Below are 15,817 nucleotides of genomic sequence, written 5' to 3'. Positions count from 1 at the left end.
AATACCTAGCATCTCCCTATCGATTGACCTTGTTCCAAACGCCATCTTAGGTAAAATTAGTTAAACGCTTACCAAGATAAAAACAAAGTGTCTGCGCCACCGATCAAGCGATCAAACCGTCTTCGGTGGCGCAGACTCCAAATCCCATCGTGGAGGAAGACATGCAGCGTGGTTATGCGAAATTTCTCGCCAGCAGTTTGCTGGCTGCGACGGCAGTCGCAGCGCAAGCGGCCGTCGTTGAACTGAACGTGAGCGCCTGGAAAGGCGGCGCGGCGGAGCCGGCAGCCATGCCGGAGTTGATCGCCAAGTTCGAGAAAGAAAACCCGGATATCAAGATCAAGTTCGACTACATCGCCCGCAATGACACGACGACCATCATGTCGTCGCGCCTGCAGGGCGGTGCTGCGCCGGACGTGATGATGGTGGACCGCCCGCTGATGCGTCAGTGGGCAGCGGCGGGGCAGCTCATGGACCTGAGCGCCGACCCGACCATCCAGAAGCTGGCGCCTGACGTGAAGCCGCTCGCGCAGATTGGCGGCAAGTACTACATGGTGCCGATGGAGGTGGTTGGCATCGGCCTGTTTGCCAACGAGACCTTGCTGAAGAAAGCGGGCGTCGACCATGTGCCGACCAACGTCAGCGAGATGAAGGCCGCCTGCACGAAGCTGCGCGCCGCGAACATCACCCCGTTGCTCTTGCCGGCCAAGGACGGTTGGGCGCCCGCCATGCTGGCGCTGACCATGGGCCTTGCCCCCAGCGTGAAGGCGAACCCGTCGTTCGTCAGCGACGTGGTGGCCGGCAAGCAGAAGTTCTCGTCCAATCCGAACTTCAAGCAGGCCGTTGGTGCGCTGAAGGAACTGGCGGACGCCCATTGCTATGACCCGAAGCTGAACGTCGGCATCGACCCGTGGGGCCTCGGCCTGACAGAGTTCACCGCTGGCCGCGTGGCGATGATGCCGCAGGGGGCGTGGAGCATTCAGAAGTTCACGGTCAACGGCAAGCCGGCGGTGGACTTTGTGTTTGCGCCGCTGCCGTCGCTGGATGGCGGCAAGCCGGCAGGCCTGGACATGCTGGGCACGGCCTGGGCGATCAACGCGGCGGCCAAGCAACCTGCGGCTGCCAAGCGCTGGCTGCAGTTCTGGTCGAAGGAAGAGAACCTGGGCAAGTTCCTGCAGGCAGAGGCCGCGTTCAGCCCGTTCGCGGGCGGCCAGAGCGCAATCCCCGCGTCGGAGCGGCTGTATGCCGAGGCACGCAAGGCAGGCAACACGGTGGCGCACCCCAAGGGCGATTTTTCCGCCGCCTTTATCCAGGAAATGCAGAAGAGCATGGCGGCCTATCTCCTGAACATCAATCAGGACCAGGGTGCCGTGCTGGCGCGTTGGGACAACGCACCGCAGCAGCAGTAAGGGTCGTCTGACCTGTGCTGGGGTTGCGATGCCATCGCAGCCCCGGCCGATGGAAGAAGAACATGAGCAAGAGAAATCACCTCCTATGGTTCGCGCTGCCGGCGCTGATCCTCTACGCGATCTTCGGCATCTATCCGCTGTTCAGCGCGGTCCGGCTGAGCTTCACGAACTTCGGCGGCGTGGGCGCAGAGACCTGGATCGGCCTGAAGAACTACGCAGAGATCCTGGGCAATCCGGCGTACTTCAACGTGCTCAAGGTCACGCTGGCCTATTGCGTGATCGTGGTGGTGATCCAGAACGCGCTGGGCCTGCTGTTTGCGGCGCTGCTGTTCTCGCTGCCGAAGATCCGCAGCGGCGCGCGTGTTGCGCTGCTGGTGCCCAGCATGTATTCGGCAGTGATTGCCGCATTCGTCTGGCAGTACATCTACTCACCGCTGGGCGGTGGGCTGAATGAATCGCTGAAGGCGTTTGGCCTCGAGAACCTGCAGCAGATCTGGCTGGGCGACCCGGGCATTGCGTTGTTTGCCGTGGCGGCCGTGCAGATCTGGATGTACGTGGGCTATTCCACCGCGATCTTCCTGGCCGGTTACATGAGCATTCCGGCCGAGTTGTACGACGCGGCCCGCATTGATGGTGCCAACGCCTGGCATCGCTTCACCAAGATCGACATCCCGCTGCTGGCGCCGTCATTCACCGTGAGCATCACGCTGAGCACGATCGGCACGCTCAAGAGTTTCGAGTTGCCGCTGGTGCTCACGCAGGGCGGCCCGGACGGTGCGACCACCACGCTCGGCCTGCAGATCTTCAACAGCCTGTTCGGTGAATACCGCTTCGGTTTTTCCAGCGCCTTGTCGATCGTCATGCTGGTCATGATCGCGACGATTGCCTACGTGCAGAACTGGATGCTTCGCAAACGGGAGCAAGCCCTATGAAAGCCCTCTCCATGACAGCCTCGCCGGGCGCGTCCCAACGTAGTCCCATGTTCCAAATCCGCCGCGTGCCGGACATGCTGCGCGGCGCGCTGGCCATCGGCATTGCCGGTGTGATCCTGCTGCCGATCTTCTACATGCTGATGATGTCGGTGCGTTCGGGCATGGATATCGCCGCGAACCCGCTGGGCTTTCCGCGCAGCCTGCAGTGGGACAACTACGTGCGCACGTTTGCTGAGATGAACTACTGGCGCAGCGTGGCCAACACGATCGGCATCACGGTGGCGGTCACGGTGCTGGTGTCGGTGATCGCCTCCATGGCGGCGTATCCGCTGGCGCGGCTGCGCTCCCGGCTGTCGCACACGCTGTACGTGCTGCTCACGCTCGGGTTGACGATCCCGATGTTCGTCAGCCTTACACCCACCTATCTGCTGTTGCGCAACTTCGGTTTGCTCAACAGCTACGCCGGGATCATCCTCGCCTATACGGTGCTGAACCTGCCGCTTGGCGTGTTCTTCTACTGCAGCTTCCTGAAGAGCATTCCGATGGAACTGGAAGAGGCAGCCATCCTGGATGGATGCACGCCGTGGCAGGTGTATCGCCATGTGATCCTGCCGTTGCTGCGCCCGATTACCGGCACGCTGGCCATGTTCGTCACCCTGCATGTCTGGAACGACCTGGTCTATCCGCTGCTGTTCCTGCAGGACGAGCACAAGTTCCCGATCACGGTATCGGTGTTTCGCTTCATCGGCACGATGGACGTTGACCCGACCAAGCTGTTCCCGGCGGCGGTGCTGGGCACGTTGCCGCTGCTGGTGATGTTCCTGGCGCTGCAACGTCAGATCGTGGCCGGCATTACCGCAGGCGCGGTGAAGGGGTGAGCATGAGTGAACAACAGTTCGGAATCGACGGGCGCGTGGTCGTGGTCACGGGTGGTGGCGCAGGCATCGGCCTCGGCATCGTCAAGGTGCTGGCGCAGCAGGGTGCGCGCGTGGTCATGGCGGAGTGCAACCCAGAGGGCAGCCGTACCAGCGCCGCCCTGTGCGATCAGGGCCTGGATGTTCGATACATCCAGTGCGATGTGGGCGACCCGTCAAGCATCGATGCGCTGTTCGCCGAGGTGCGCGGCCACTACCCCAAGCTCGACGGCCTGGTGAACAACGCAGGGCTCACGATCCATGGCGATTTTCTGGAAGCATCGCTGGAATCGTGGGAGCGCATGATCAACGTGAATCTGCGCTCGGTGTTTCTGTGCGCGCAGCACGCGGCGCGGATGATGACCGCCTCCGGCGGTGGCGCCATCGTCAACATCTCGTCGAACCACGCGGGTGCCAGCACGGAGGGCTTTGAGGGCTATGCGGCCACCAAGGGCGGCATCACCGCCATGACCCGCGCGATGGCCTGGAGCCTGGGTAAGCACCACATCCGGGTGAACTCGCTCAGCCCCGGGCTGACCCTCACAAACCACATCGGCCAGCTCATGTCGGACAAGCCCGAGCTGGGCCGCTTCTATCACGCACTGCACGCCACGCAACGGATCAACCAACCCGAGGATGTCGGCCAGCTGGCCGCCTTCCTGTTGTCGGATGCTTCCCAAAGCCTGACGGGTGCGGACCTGATGGCGGACAACGGTTTGTCTGCCCATCTGTTCAATCGCAGCGGAATTTGAAGATGAAGATCACGAAGCTTGAAGTGTTTCCGGTGGCGCCTCGCTGGCAGTTCCTCAAGGTGGAAACGGATGAGGGAATCTCCGGCTGGGGCGAGCCCATCGTTGAAGGGCGTGCAGCCACCACGGCCGAGGCCGTGCATGAGCTGTCCGACTACCTGATTGGCAAGGACCCGCGCCGGATTGAAGACCTGTTCCAGGTCATGTACCGCGGCGGCTTCTATCGCGGCGGCCCGGTGCTCAGCAGTGCCATCTCCGGCATCGAGCAGGCGCTGTGGGACATCAAGGGCAAGGCGCTCGGCGTGCCGGTGTACGAGCTGCTGGGCGGTGCGGTGCGCGACAAGGTGCGGCTGTACGCCCATGTGCCCGGCACCACGCCGGAGGAGTGCGCCGCTGCCGCCAAGAAGCTGGTGGCATCGGGCTACACCGCCTTGAAGATGGGCGTGGTGTCGGAGACCGATTGGGTGGAGCGCCCCTCCAGCATCGACGCGGCGGTCAACCGGTTTGCCGCCGTGCGAGAAGCGGTAGGGCGCGATGTGGGTTTGGGTATCGACTTCCACGGGCGCGTGCGCCGTTCGGTTGCCAAGGTGCTGGCCAAGGCGATTGAGCCGTTTGACCCGATGTTCTACGAAGAACTGCTGCTGCCTGGCAACTCCGATGCGTTGCGCGAGGTGGCCCGCAACTGCGCCGTCCCACTGGCAACGGGCGAGCGCATGTTCACGCGGTGGGATTTCAAGGCCGTGTTGGAAGACGGCGTGGTCGACATCATCCAGCCCGATGTGAGCCACACCGGCGGCATCTGGGAGCTGCGCAAGATTGCCGCGATGGCAGAGGCCTACGACGTGGCCGTCGCCCCGCATTGCCCGCTGGGCCCGATCACGCTCGCGTCGTCGCTGCAGATCGATCTGTGTACGCCCAATGCGTTCATCCAGGAGCAATCCACCAACGTGGCGTATCACACCGATGACAACGCCATGTTCCGGTACCTCAAGGGCGATCCGTTCAATTTCAACGCGGGCTTTGTCAGCCGGCTGGAAGCGCCGGGCCTGGGCATCGAGGTCAATGAAGACGCGGTCCGTGAAGCCGCCATCACGGGGCACCGCTGGCGCAACCCGGTTTTCCGTCTTGAAGACGGCTCCGTCGCCGAGTGGTAAGCGCGTCAACACGCAGGAAAAACGATCATGGCAAAAGTGGCACTGCATCACATCGGCAAGCGGTATGACGACGGCACCGAAGTCATTCGCGATGTCAGCCTCGAAATCGAGGATGGGGAATTCATGGTGTTCGTCGGGCCGTCCGGTTGCGGCAAGTCGACGATGCTGCGGATGCTGGCGGGCCTGGAAGACATCACGCGCGGCGATCTGCTGATCGGCGAGCAGCGCGTGAACGAGATCGCGCCGTCCAAGCGCGGCATCTCCATGGTGTTCCAGAGCTATGCGCTGTATCCGCACATGTCGGTGTACGACAACATGGCATTCGGCCTGAAGCTCTCTGGCGTCAAGGGCGAGGAGCTTGACCGTGCGGTGCGCAATGCCGCCGAGATCCTGAAGCTGACGCCCTTGCTGGAGCGGCGCCCGAAGGCGCTGTCTGGTGGCCAGCGGCAGCGCGTGGCGATTGGTCGCGCCATCGTCCGCAAGCCCAAGGTGTTCCTGTTTGACGAGCCGCTGTCGAACCTGGATGCCGCACTGCGCGTGCAGATGCGCATTGAGCTGGCCCGCCTGCACAGCCAGCTTGCCTCCACCATGGTCTACGTGACGCACGACCAGGTAGAAGCCATGACGCTGGGCGATCGCATTGCGGTGTTCAACGCCGGGCGCATTGAACAGGTCGGGCGCCCGCTGGAGCTGTACAACCGGCCCGCCAACAAGTTTGTGGCGACGTTCCTGGGCTCGCCCAGCATGAACATTCTGCCGTGCAGCTTCATGGTCGATAGCGCTGGCGGTGCGCGCCGCGCGCTGGTTGGCAATCGCACGGTCATCGGGCTGGGTGAACACCGTCAGGCCGCTGCCTCCAACGAGGGCTCCATCGGCATTCGCGCCGAGCATATCGATATCGGCTCGGCCGGTGTGCTCGACATCCCGGCGCGCGTGACCCTGATCGAGCACCTCGGGGAGATGGCCATCGCCTATGTCGAGATTTCGGGCCATGCCGAATCCGTGGCCGTGAAGCTGCGCTCGGAGAAGGTCGAATACGAGATCGGGCAAGAGGTGAGCATTGGTTTCCCGCCGCAGCACATCTACGTGTTTGATGCCGAGGGCACAGCAATCTACTGAGCAGTGACGCAGACCAGTCGTCCATAACAAAAAAGTCAGTCACGGAACGCAAACGATGCAAGTTCAATTGGTGCAGGCCGCCAACGCAATTCTGGGCGAGGGCCCACTGTGGTGCCCCAACGAGCAGGTGCTCTACTGGATCGACATCATTCGTCCCGCGGTGTATCGCCATACGCCGGGTGTGGGGCAGACCGGCGTATGGGCGCTGCCGGAGAGCGTGGGGTCCATCGCCCGCCTGGAAGTCGGGCGGCTTCTGGTTGCCATGCGCAGCGGCCTGTTTGTGCTGTCGACGGTTGATGGCTCGCTGACCCGCCTGGCCGCCATCGAGCACGCCAGCGTGCAGCAGCGGCTCAACGACAGCGCGGTCGACCCCGCAGGGCGCCTGTGGGTGGGCTCCATGCGCGAGGGTGGGCCGAGTTTCGGCAAGCTGTATCGCTTTGGCGGCGGGTCTGCACCGCTCGAACTCGATGACCAATGGGCGTGCCCGAACGGCATCGGCTGGAGCCCCGACGGCACAGTGATGTACGTCACGGATTCCGCCAAGCAGACCATCTGGCGCTATGCCTATTCTGTGGCGGACGGCACGGTCACCGATAAGCAGGTGTTTGCCACCTTCGAGACCGGCACGCCCGATGGCCTGACGGTGGACGCCGAGGGCTGCGTGTGGTCTGCCCTGTGGGATGGCTGGAGCGTCGTCCGGCTGAGTCCCGAAGGCGAGCGCGTGACCACGCTGCAGATGCCGGTGCAACGGCCCACCAGTGTGGCCTTTGGTGGCAAGGCGCTCCAGACGCTGTATGTCACGTCGGCAACCATCAACGTGGACACGGCCGGGTTGAACGCTGGGCCACTGGCTGGTGGCTTGTTTGCGATCGAGATGCCGGTGCGTGGCCTGCTGAACCCGCCTGCGCGTCTCGGGGAAGGCGCATTCCCGCAAGCGATGGGCACGGAGGTGTCAGCATGACAGCGCAGACAACCTCAATCTCCCAAGAGAGCACGGTGGGCACGGTGGGCACGGTGGATGCGGCTGCCTCCGCCCCCGCCCCCGCACTGGTCGCGGTCGATTGGGGAACCTCATCGTTTCGCGCGGCCATCGTGCGGGCAGACGGCGGCATTCTCCGCTCGATCGCTGCCGGCAAGGGCATCACCAAGATCCCGGGGCGGGATTTCAGCCAGGCGTTCAGGCAGTTGCTGTCCAGTTGGGAGAGCGAACTCGCCTCGTTGCCGATCTACCTGTGCGGCATGGTCGGCAGCCGTCAAGGCTGGGTGGAAACCACCTACCAGGAGTGCCCCGCCGGTTTTGAGGCAATCGCACGCGGTACGACGCGCCGCAGGATCGACGGCATGGATCTGCGCTTCATCCCCGGCCTGCATCGGTATGACGAGGTCACAGGACACGATGTCATGCGTGGTGAAGAGACACAGGTAATCGGGGCGATGGCTCAAGGCCATGAGCGCGTCGTGGTGACGCCGGGCACGCATTCCAAATGGATTCTGACCCACGGCCAATCCGTTCGGCACTTCCGTACCTTCATGACGGGCGACATCTTTGCGGCCATGCGCGGCCACACCATCCTCGCGCATTCGATGGACGAAGGCAGTGCGCTCGCCTCGCCGGGGGAGGTCAGTTTTGAGCAGGGCGTCCGGCAAGGTTTTCGTACCAACGCGCTGATGGGCGAGCTGTTTGCGGTTCGCACGCGCAGCCTGTTTTCGGAGCCCGGTTTCCACGCTGCGAGCTATCTGTCGGGCTTGTTGATCGGCAGCGAGTTTGCTGCGGGCGTGGCCGCGTATCCGGCCGCCGCGCAGGCCGGAATCACAGTGATTGGGTCTGCGGCGTTGATGCCGTTCTATGTGCGTGCGGCGCAGTGCCTAGGGATCGATGCCCAGGTCGTGGATGGCGAGGCCAGCGTGCAGGGCTGCTACCAGCTCGCACGATTCAACGGAGAAGCATGGTGAAGCAGTCGAAGAATGTAGAGCGGTTCGCGCAGTTGATGGCGCGGTGCCCGATTGTCGCGATCCTGCGCGGGGTCCGCCCGGACGAGGTATTGGCGATTGGTGAGGCGCTCATCTCCAACGGGATCGAGATCATTGAGGTACCGCTCAACTCGCCCGAGCCCTTGGAGAGCATCCGGCGCCTGCAGGCGCGCTTTGGCGAGACCGCGCTCATTGGTGCTGGCACCGTGGTGTCTGCCGACCAGGTGGATCAGGTGCGGGATGCCGGCGGTGCGCTGATCGTGTCGCCCAATATCAATCCGGCGGTGGTGCGGCGTACGGTGGAGACCGGGCTGGTGTCGCTGCCCGGCGTTGCAACGCCAAGCGAAGCCTATATTGCCCTGGAAGCCGGCGCGCATGCAGTGAAGGCGTTTCCGGCGGATCAGATCGGGTGCGCGGCCTTGCAGGCGTGGAACACCATCCTGCCGCAGGGCGCAAGACTGCTGGCGGTTGGCGGGGTGGACGAGGCGACGTTGCCGCGCTTCCGCGCAGCCGGGATCACGGGTTTTGGGGTGGGCGGGTCGCTGTACAAGCCGGGCATGCTGCCGGAACAGGTCGGCCAGATCGCAAAAAGGCTGCACAATGCCTGCCTGAACTGAGCGCAAGCGAGTCGATGTCAGGCGTATCTGCTGTGAATCGAGTCCTATCGCCGTTCATGAACACGTCAGCTTTGCATTGAATGTCATGACTGAAAAGAAGAGTGCCCCGACCCTGAGCGACGTCGCCACCGCGGCCAATGTTTCCACGGCGACTGTCTCGAAGTACATCAACCGCATCCAGCGTTTCTCGCCGGAGGTGGAGGCGCGGGTTGCTGCCGCCATCAAGGAACTGGGTTACCACTCCAACCCGATGGCGCGGTCAATGGTGACTGGGCGTTCCAAGACGCTGGGGCTGTCCATCACGGACATGCACAACCAGTACTTCGCGGGTCTGGTGCAGGGTGCGAACCGCGTGGCAATGAAGCACGGCTACAGCCTGCTGCTGGTCGACAGCGAAGAAAGCGCAAGCCGCGAGCGCCAGCTGTTGGAAGACCTGTGCATGCGCGTCGATGGCCTGATGATCAACTCCAAGCTGCGCCAGGAAGAGATGGAGTGGATTCACGAGCTGCCCAAGCCCTTCGTCTTCTTTGACCGGCGTGAGGACAACGGCAAACAGGAGATCGATTCGCACAACCGCGATGCCGCATACATGGTGGCCAACTATCTGGTCAAGAGCGGTCACCAGCGGATCGCCTATATCGGCTTCGACAAATCACGCGCTGACCAGGAGCGCTACGCAGGCGCCTTGGCTTGCCTGGAGGCCCACCGGCTTGAGTTGCCTCGCTATGAGACGGACGCGTCGTCTCCGCAAGAGGGCGCCCGGATCTGCTCCAAGATCATGCTGGGCTCGGAACGCGTGGATGCCGTGATCTGCTTCAACGACATGATCGCGATCGGCTTCCTGAAGCAGGCGTCGGAGTTGGGCTTCTCGGTGCCGGAGGACTGCTCGGTGGTCGGCTTCGACAACATCCCGTTCTGCGATTACGTCACGCCCACCCTGACCTCGGTCGACATGGGCGGCGAGCGCATGGGTGCGCTGGCAACGCAGCACCTGATCGACATTCTCAATGGCAGGGAGTCGAAGGCGTCGCTGCCAGAACCCAAGCTGATCCTGCGCAAGTCCACGCGGGGGCGGAAGCTGGAAATTTAGTCACGCGGGATTGGCGCTTGCCCTATGGATTCCACAACGCACGATGACGGCGGGATCGAGGGAGTTCAGGGCGATTTCCGCCGGACAGCGGATTGTGGAGGCCGGAAATGCTGGTCTATTTGATCGAGGACGATCGCCTTCAATCGGCGCATCTCGGTGCGGTGCTATCCCGCGCTGGTTACATCGTGGAGCGTTATGCCGACGGGGCGGATGCACTGCGCGCCATGCGACGCGTCGCTCCGGACCTCGTCGTACTGGATCGGAAGTTGCCCGATATTGATGGGATCGAGGTGCTCGCCTGGATCCGCCGCAACTATGCAGATACCCCGGTGATCATGCTCACGAGCGCGATGCTCGAGTGCGACATCGTCGCGGCGTTGGAGGCCGGCGCCGACGACCATCTGATCAAGCCGGTGAAGGATGCCGAACTGGTGGCGAGGATCAACGCGCTGGTACGCCGCACCCGTCGCCAGGCAGCCAGGAAGGAAGCGCAATCGCTGGGGGCCTACACCTTCAACTACGAGGAACGGCGCGTCCTGATGAACGGCCAGGCTGTCTCGCTCACCCCCAAGGAGTACGAGATTCTGGAACTGCTGGTGCGCAACGTTGGGCGCCTCATGCCGCGTGAAGCGGTGCTGAATCAGATCTGGGGCAAGGTTCACGATCTTGCGCACTCTCGGTCGCTGGACACCCACATCTACCGGTTGCGGCAGAAGTTGCATCTGGGGCCGCAGAGCGGGGTGTCGCTCAGGGTGGTGTATTCCCACGGCTATCGGCTGGAGTGCCACGAGGGTTAGGCTGGCGGTGCCTGTTTCTTTGCGGTTGGCCAACTGCTCGGCCCCGCTGCGGCGCACCGTCGAGAGCCGCAGTCTCCGAGAACTTGATTGCCTGAGCGCGTCACATGCCGCTCAGGGTAGGACGGCTCATTGACCACCTGTTTCGTACCCTTGGCGATCACCCGCCATGGGCGTGTTGGGCTTTCGCAGCTGTTCGCCTGGCAGGCATCCTGTCATACACTCACGCGCGCCTTCTGTCGTAGAGCACCCTAACAATATACAAACAGATGACTGTTCTCCTTGATGTATCCGCCCGCCCTGGCAGCACAGCTGGCGTGTTGCCTGGCATGCGGGGCAACGGCGCCATCCAACGCAAGCGATGCTCGCCACGCAATCTACTGACTTCGGTTGCGCTGGCGCTGGGGTTGTTGCAGGCGGCCGGACTGGCCACTGCCTCGACAGGCCAGGGCGCCACCTGCGAGACCTGGGTGGGCGATTTCGCCACCAAGCAAGGTACCCCCGCCTTCTTCCGGATCGAGCACAACAGCAACGGCTTCGTTGTGCGCACCAAACAGGCCGATGGCCGTTGGAGTGCGGAGACCGTCGAGCTGGTAGAGGTGACCAACAAGCCGGAGTTGGAGATCTCCTTCGCTCACGGTTGCGTGCTGGCTGGCGCTGGAGCGCTGCTGATCGAAGCCCCGAAGGGCACGGCCTACCAGGCCACGTCGATCACCGGGCGCAACTTCAGCACGTATCACATGGGTACGGATGCGCTGATGCTGGTCATGCAGGGTTTTCAGGTTGACGGGCGCGATCTTTACCGCGTGGCGGCCGAAGGCGCATCGCCGGCACCGCTGCCGCCGCTGCCCAAGGCGATTGCCGGCAAAGAGGCGTCGAGTTTTGCTTGTCCTGGCCTGCGGTCGCCGGCCATCACCCAGGCTGCCTTCGATGCCTTGCCTGCCGACTATCGCAAACGCTTCGACGGGCTGAAGCCCGATCGGCAGGCGGAGGTGATCTGCGGTCAGCGTCTCAATGATCTGCTCAGCCTTGACACGTTCACCAGCGTTAGCTTGCGCGCGGATCGCGCAGCGACGCTTGCCGAGGCGAGGATCCTACTCAAGGCGGAGGAAGTGCCCCGCGACGAAGCGGGCAAAGACACGTGGTGGCCGGCCGCACGCCACTGGTTGATGCGCAACACCCCGCTGTTCGATACCGACCCGCCAGTCCCGCTTCAGGCCGAGTATTTCGCCGCATTCAACGAAGATATCCTGCCGCGTCTGCCAAAGGCTCCGGCTGACGATACTCAGAGCGTGAAGGACGTGGTCCGGTACACACTCGCCATGCCGCAGGCGCAGGCGACCCATGCGCTCGCCGGGTTGCAAGCGCTGGGCGCGTTGGATGCCCAGGGATCCAGTAGCACGGTTGCCCATGCCGTGTTGCCGTGGGCACTCGAGCCGCAGGTTGCCGATGCCGTATTCGAGACGATCTTCAAGGCCGCCAAGGTGCAGCCGCGCGATGCCAGCGCGCTGTTCATTCCGGTCATCGACACGAAAAACACGGTGGGTGTGGATCGTCTGCTCAAGCACGGTCTTGACCCACGCGATGCGAGGGTGCTGTTGCGCGCGCGTGCGCAGCCGGCGCTCTATGCGACCTTGCTGGACGCCGCATTTCAGCGTGCCAAATCTGCCGGCGGCAAACTGCCGCCCGACGTGGTTGATCCGCTGGTTCAAGCCGAACTGCGCAATGGCAAGACGATCGACTGGAGCGCCGTCGAGCTGCTGCTCAGTCATGGCGGGGACGTGTCTCGCAGCTTTATCACCGGTGTGGAGCGTGACAATGCGTCGCTTGCCTTCTTCGCCCGCAGTGCGCCAGATAAATTCCTGGACATGCTCAACCACGGCTTGCGCGTTGACTTGCCGTATCCGGTTGGCGGCAATGCGCTGCTGACCCGGTATCTGCGTCTGAACATCTCCTGGATCCCAGATGGGCCGAGACCCGATCTGGTCGAGGCGATGCTCAAGCACTACAACAATGCAGCAACCGGCAAGCCATGTACCGACTGTGCCTACGATCCCCTTGGCATTGCACTCGGTAATCAAGGGCCCAACAGCGTTGCTGTGCTCAAGGTGCTGCTGCGCTATGGCGTCGACCCCAATGCGCCCGATACCAAAGGGTTTCCTGCTTTCACCTACGCGATCATGGATGACCGTGTCGACATGCTCGATGCCATGATGCAGGGCCCCAAGGCACTCAATCTGAAACTGACCGATCCCAATGGGTTCAGCTTGTTGGCGCTGGCGCGCTGCTACGACGCCAACAAGGCAGCGGACTGGCTAAGCCGGCATGGTGCGGGCCAGCCGGATCAGGGCTACGCCGCCTGTCGCGAAGGCCTTGCCGCACAACGCAAGAAGGGTTGAGCGCCGGCGTGCAACCCACTTGCGCCGGCAGAGGTCGATTCACGCTCGGAACGCACCTCTGCCGGCGCATCTGCGATCAGTTCTTGTGACTGCCGAATCGACGCCCCTGATCGAACAACGTCGCGATGGCGACCATCAACCCGGAGCAGACCAGGATCACGACAACGCCACCTGTGGCATGGGTTGCCGATTGCGCAACCATCGACAACGCCCACAGCGGTGCCAATCCTCCCGCCAGGGCGGTGCCGATTTCGCGGCCCGAACCGACGCCTGTGGAACGGCTCTGCACGGGAAACTGGCGACTGAGAAACGACCCCTGTGGCGCGAACATCATCGGGGCCAGAACGCCGGTGCCGATGACCATTGCCCAGTAGATCAGTTGGCTGTTACCCGTTCCCAGCAGCGACAGGAATGGATAGGCAAAGAGCGCAGACAGGATGCCGCCTACCATCAGTACCTTCTTGCTGCTGAACTTGTCGCACATCCAGCCGAAGAGCGGCACCGTCACAATCGCGACCAGGCTTGCCAAGGTCACCGAGAGCGATGTGACGTTGGCAGAGACGCCCTTGAACTGGGTGAGGTAAGCCAGAGAGAACGTCTTGAAGATGTAGCTGATGGCGTTGTACCCAACCGCGATAAAGAAGACCACACCAAGGCCTTTGAGATGCGAGGCGAGCAGATCTCGAATGGGCTTTTCCTGACGGTGGCTCTCTTCAAAAGAGGCGTATTCGGGGGTTTCGGGCAGGCTCTTGCGTACCCACATCCCGACCAACACCAGGACGAAGCTCAGGAGGAAGGGAATGCGCCATCCACCGGCGAGCAGGAATCGATCCCCCGCCATCGTGAGCAGATAGACGGTCAGCGACGACAGCAGCAGCCCCAGATTCAAGCCCAGCGCTGGCCACGATCCTTGGCGGCCCTTGCGGTTTTCTGCGGCGTGTTCGTATGAAGTCACGGCGGCGCCGGCCAGCTCGGCACCGGCCCCCAAGCCCTGAACAATGCGAATCAGCACAAGCAGCAGCGGCGCCCAGAAGCCGATGGACGCATAGGTTGGAATCAGGCCGATTGCCGTTGTGCACAGTCCCATCAGGCAGAACGTGACGAACAGCATCTTCTTGCGACCGTACTTGTCACCGAAGTAGCCAAAGAAAATGCCACCAACCGGCCGGGCGACAAAGCCGATCGCAAACGTGGCAAACGCCTGCAGCGTGGCGTTGGTCGGATTGGAGGTATCAAAGAAGATCTTGCTGAAGACGATCGAGGCCATGGTGGCGTACAGATAAAAGTCATACCACTCCAGCATTGAGCCAACGATCGTGGCGGCCGCAACTTTCCTCAGTCGTTTCTTGCTGTCATCCGGTGTTTCAAGGTGAAGGTCTTTCATGGTGTCTCTTTTGTAATGTGTCTTTTTTATCGATCCGGACGGCGTGCATCCGTCGTTATCGTGTCTGCTGGCAACCTTGGGGCAACCGCTCAAGGGCGGCGGCGCACGATGTGTTGTGGCCCAAGCTCGGTGCAGCCTGTCACGCCCAACATGGCCAGGTTGCGGTCGACCTCGTCGCGCAACAGGCTGATGGCGTGGGCCACACCTGCCTCGCCCGCTACGGCGGCGGCGTAGTTGAAGGGGCGGCCCACCAGCACCATGCGCGCCCCCAGCGCCAGGGCTTTGAGCACGTCGGAGCCACGCCGGAAGCCGCTGTCGATGAGCACGGGGTAATGGGGCCCCAAGGTGGCGACCACGGCTTCGAGCACGCGCATGGGCGAGGCTGCACCGTCAAGCTGGCGACCACCGTGGTTGGACAGCACGATGCCATCGGCACCCACACGTCGGGCCTCCAGTGCGTCCTCCACGCTGAGCAGCCCTTTGACCACCAGCGGCCCCTTCCAGCGGCGGCGAATGGCTTCGATGTGGCGCCAGGTCAGATGGTCGCGCGCCGAAAAATCGCGCAGCACGGAGGACGACATGATCGGGGCCCCGCGCGTGGCGAACGAGTTCTCGAAGTGCGGCATGCCGTGGCGCAGCAACGTCCGCAGGAAGGTGCCCATCACCCAGTCGGGCCGGACCATGCCGTCCCAGGCCAGGCGCAGGCTGGGGCGAAGTGGGGTGGAGAAGCCGGTGCGGATGTTGTTCTCACGGTTGGCCGAGATGGGGATGTCCACGGTCACCATCAGCGTGCCGAAGCCGGCACGCTCCACGCGGTCGATCAGCGCATCGATGCGCGCCTGGTCGCCTGGAATGTAGGCCTGGAACCAGGTAGCCGGGCTTGCACGCGCCACCTCTTCCATGGGGATCAGCGACGTCCCGCTCATGATCGACACGATGCCCGCCTGCTGCGCCGCGCGCGCCAGGACCAGATCGCCGCGATAGGTGGTCAGCGCGTTGATGCCCATCGGCGCAATGCCGAACGGGCTGCTGTAGCGCTGGCCGAACAGCTCCACCGCCTGTGAACGCTTCGAGACATCGCGCAGCACCCGGGTGGAGAACGCGTATTCGTCAAACACCGTTCGGTTATCGCGCAGCGAAGCGTTGTCCTCCGCGGCGCCCGCGATGTAGCCAAAGATGGGCCGGGGCAGGCGCCGGCGTGCGGCGGCCTCGAAGTCGTGCAGCGACAGCATGTTGCGCAGCGCGGCAGGCAGGGTCACGGATGAGGGTTCAGCGTAGGAAGCCATGG

The 15,817-nt window shown here is 63.1% G+C and carries 14 protein-coding genes; 12 read left to right on the top strand and 2 right to left on the bottom strand.

What is annotated here, in order from left to right; all coding sequences use genetic code 11:
• The first annotated feature begins 161 nt into the window (after window positions 1-161).
• From PI87_RS21645 to PI87_RS28200, 12 genes are all read left to right on the top strand, one after another.
• Window positions 162-1,406 (top strand): ABC transporter substrate-binding protein, encoded by a 1,245-nt coding sequence (locus PI87_RS21645; RefSeq protein WP_052321675.1) that lies wholly within the window; start codon window positions 162-164, stop codon window positions 1,404-1,406.
• Window positions 1,407-1,468: 62 nt separating this feature from the next.
• Complete coding sequence (locus PI87_RS21640) at window positions 1,469-2,338, top strand: carbohydrate ABC transporter permease (protein WP_039599785.1); 870 nt, start codon at window positions 1,469-1,471, stop codon at window positions 2,336-2,338.
• Window positions 2,335-3,216 carry a carbohydrate ABC transporter permease gene (locus tag PI87_RS21635; RefSeq protein ID WP_039599784.1) on the top strand — a complete coding sequence of 294 codons (882 nt, stop codon included), beginning with the start codon at window positions 2,335-2,337 and terminating at the stop codon, window positions 3,214-3,216. Before PI87_RS21640 ends, PI87_RS21635 begins: the two co-directional genes overlap by 4 nt.
• Window positions 3,217-3,218: 2 nt before the next feature.
• Window positions 3,219-4,004 carry an SDR family NAD(P)-dependent oxidoreductase gene (locus PI87_RS21630; protein ID WP_039599783.1) on the top strand — a complete coding sequence of 262 codons (786 nt, stop codon included), beginning with the start codon at window positions 3,219-3,221 and terminating at the stop codon, window positions 4,002-4,004.
• A 2-nt stretch (window positions 4,005-4,006) separates the two neighbouring features.
• Window positions 4,007-5,155: a galactonate dehydratase gene (gene dgoD, locus PI87_RS21625; RefSeq protein ID WP_039599782.1), complete on the top strand. Its 1,149-nt coding sequence runs from the start codon at window positions 4,007-4,009 to the stop codon at window positions 5,153-5,155.
• Window positions 5,156-5,182: 27 nt separating this feature from the next.
• Window positions 5,183-6,274 (top strand): ABC transporter ATP-binding protein, encoded by a 1,092-nt coding sequence (locus PI87_RS21620; protein ID WP_039599781.1) that lies wholly within the window; start codon window positions 5,183-5,185, stop codon window positions 6,272-6,274.
• A 55-nt stretch (window positions 6,275-6,329) separates the two neighbouring features.
• Window positions 6,330-7,235, top strand: coding sequence for an SMP-30/gluconolactonase/LRE family protein (locus tag PI87_RS21615; RefSeq protein WP_052321674.1), 906 nt, complete (start codon window positions 6,330-6,332; stop codon window positions 7,233-7,235).
• Window positions 7,232-8,227 carry a 2-dehydro-3-deoxygalactonokinase gene (locus PI87_RS21610; RefSeq protein WP_052321673.1) on the top strand — a complete coding sequence of 332 codons (996 nt, stop codon included), beginning with the start codon at window positions 7,232-7,234 and terminating at the stop codon, window positions 8,225-8,227. The genes PI87_RS21615 and PI87_RS21610 overlap by 4 nt, the downstream gene beginning before the upstream one ends.
• Window positions 8,221-8,862, top strand: coding sequence for a 2-dehydro-3-deoxy-6-phosphogalactonate aldolase (locus tag PI87_RS21605; RefSeq protein WP_052321672.1), 642 nt, complete (start codon window positions 8,221-8,223; stop codon window positions 8,860-8,862). The genes PI87_RS21610 and PI87_RS21605 overlap by 7 nt, the downstream gene beginning before the upstream one ends.
• Before the next feature lie 85 nt (window positions 8,863-8,947).
• On the top strand, window positions 8,948-9,952 hold the full coding sequence (locus tag PI87_RS21600; protein WP_039599780.1) for a LacI family DNA-binding transcriptional regulator: 1,005 nt from the start codon (window positions 8,948-8,950) through the stop codon (window positions 9,950-9,952).
• Between the two features lie 107 nt (window positions 9,953-10,059).
• On the top strand, window positions 10,060-10,749 hold the full coding sequence (locus tag PI87_RS21595) for a response regulator transcription factor (protein WP_039599779.1): 690 nt from the start codon (window positions 10,060-10,062) through the stop codon (window positions 10,747-10,749).
• A 596-nt stretch (window positions 10,750-11,345) separates the two neighbouring features.
• The gene (locus PI87_RS28200; protein ID WP_198139600.1) at window positions 11,346-13,145 is read left to right on the top strand and encodes a hypothetical protein; all 1,800 of its coding nucleotides are present in this window, start codon (window positions 11,346-11,348) and stop codon (window positions 13,143-13,145) included.
• A 76-nt stretch (window positions 13,146-13,221) separates the two neighbouring features.
• Here PI87_RS28200 and PI87_RS21585 read toward each other — a convergent pair whose 3' ends face one another.
• Both PI87_RS21585 and PI87_RS21580 read right to left on the bottom strand, forming a co-directional pair.
• Window positions 13,222-14,622, bottom strand: coding sequence for an MFS transporter (locus tag PI87_RS21585; protein ID WP_232314055.1), 1,401 nt, complete (start codon window positions 14,620-14,622; stop codon window positions 13,222-13,224).
• Entirely contained in the window at window positions 14,619-15,815 is a 1,197-nt protein-coding gene (locus PI87_RS21580; protein WP_039599777.1) for an alpha-hydroxy acid oxidase, read from the bottom strand. Before PI87_RS21580 ends, PI87_RS21585 begins: the two co-directional genes overlap by 4 nt.
• Window positions 15,816-15,817 lie beyond the last annotated feature (2 nt).

Origin of the sequence: Ralstonia sp. A12 (assembly GCF_000801955.1) — a bacterium.
In the GTDB taxonomy this organism is placed as follows: domain Bacteria; phylum Pseudomonadota; class Gammaproteobacteria; order Burkholderiales; family Burkholderiaceae; genus Ralstonia.
This window is presented reverse-complemented; position numbering and strand designations above follow the sequence as displayed.

Excerpts from the sequence above, each read along its gene's own strand:
- PI87_RS21640 (WP_039599785.1), top strand. The coding sequence starts at position 1,469 with ATGAGCAAGAGAAATCACCTCCTATGGTTCGCGCTGCCGGCGCTGATC.
- PI87_RS21645 (WP_052321675.1), top strand. The coding sequence starts at position 162 with ATGCAGCGTGGTTATGCGAAATTTCTCGCCAGCAGTTTGCTGGCTGCG.
- PI87_RS21610 (WP_052321673.1), top strand. The coding sequence starts at position 7,232 with ATGACAGCGCAGACAACCTCAATCTCCCAAGAGAGCACGGTGGGCACG.
- PI87_RS21620 (WP_039599781.1), top strand. The coding sequence starts at position 5,183 with ATGGCAAAAGTGGCACTGCATCACATCGGCAAGCGGTATGACGACGGC.
- PI87_RS21605 (WP_052321672.1), top strand. The coding sequence starts at position 8,221 with ATGGTGAAGCAGTCGAAGAATGTAGAGCGGTTCGCGCAGTTGATGGCG.
- PI87_RS21630 (WP_039599783.1), top strand. The coding sequence starts at position 3,219 with ATGAGTGAACAACAGTTCGGAATCGACGGGCGCGTGGTCGTGGTCACG.
- PI87_RS21595 (WP_039599779.1), top strand. The coding sequence starts at position 10,060 with ATGCTGGTCTATTTGATCGAGGACGATCGCCTTCAATCGGCGCATCTC.
- PI87_RS21615 (WP_052321674.1), top strand. The coding sequence starts at position 6,330 with ATGCAAGTTCAATTGGTGCAGGCCGCCAACGCAATTCTGGGCGAGGGC.
- dgoD (WP_039599782.1), top strand. The coding sequence starts at position 4,007 with ATGAAGATCACGAAGCTTGAAGTGTTTCCGGTGGCGCCTCGCTGGCAG.
- PI87_RS21600 (WP_039599780.1), top strand. The coding sequence starts at position 8,948 with ATGACTGAAAAGAAGAGTGCCCCGACCCTGAGCGACGTCGCCACCGCG.
- PI87_RS21635 (WP_039599784.1), top strand. The coding sequence starts at position 2,335 with ATGAAAGCCCTCTCCATGACAGCCTCGCCGGGCGCGTCCCAACGTAGT.
- PI87_RS21580 (WP_039599777.1), bottom strand. The coding sequence starts at position 15,815 with ATGGCTTCCTACGCTGAACCCTCATCCGTGACCCTGCCTGCCGCGCTG.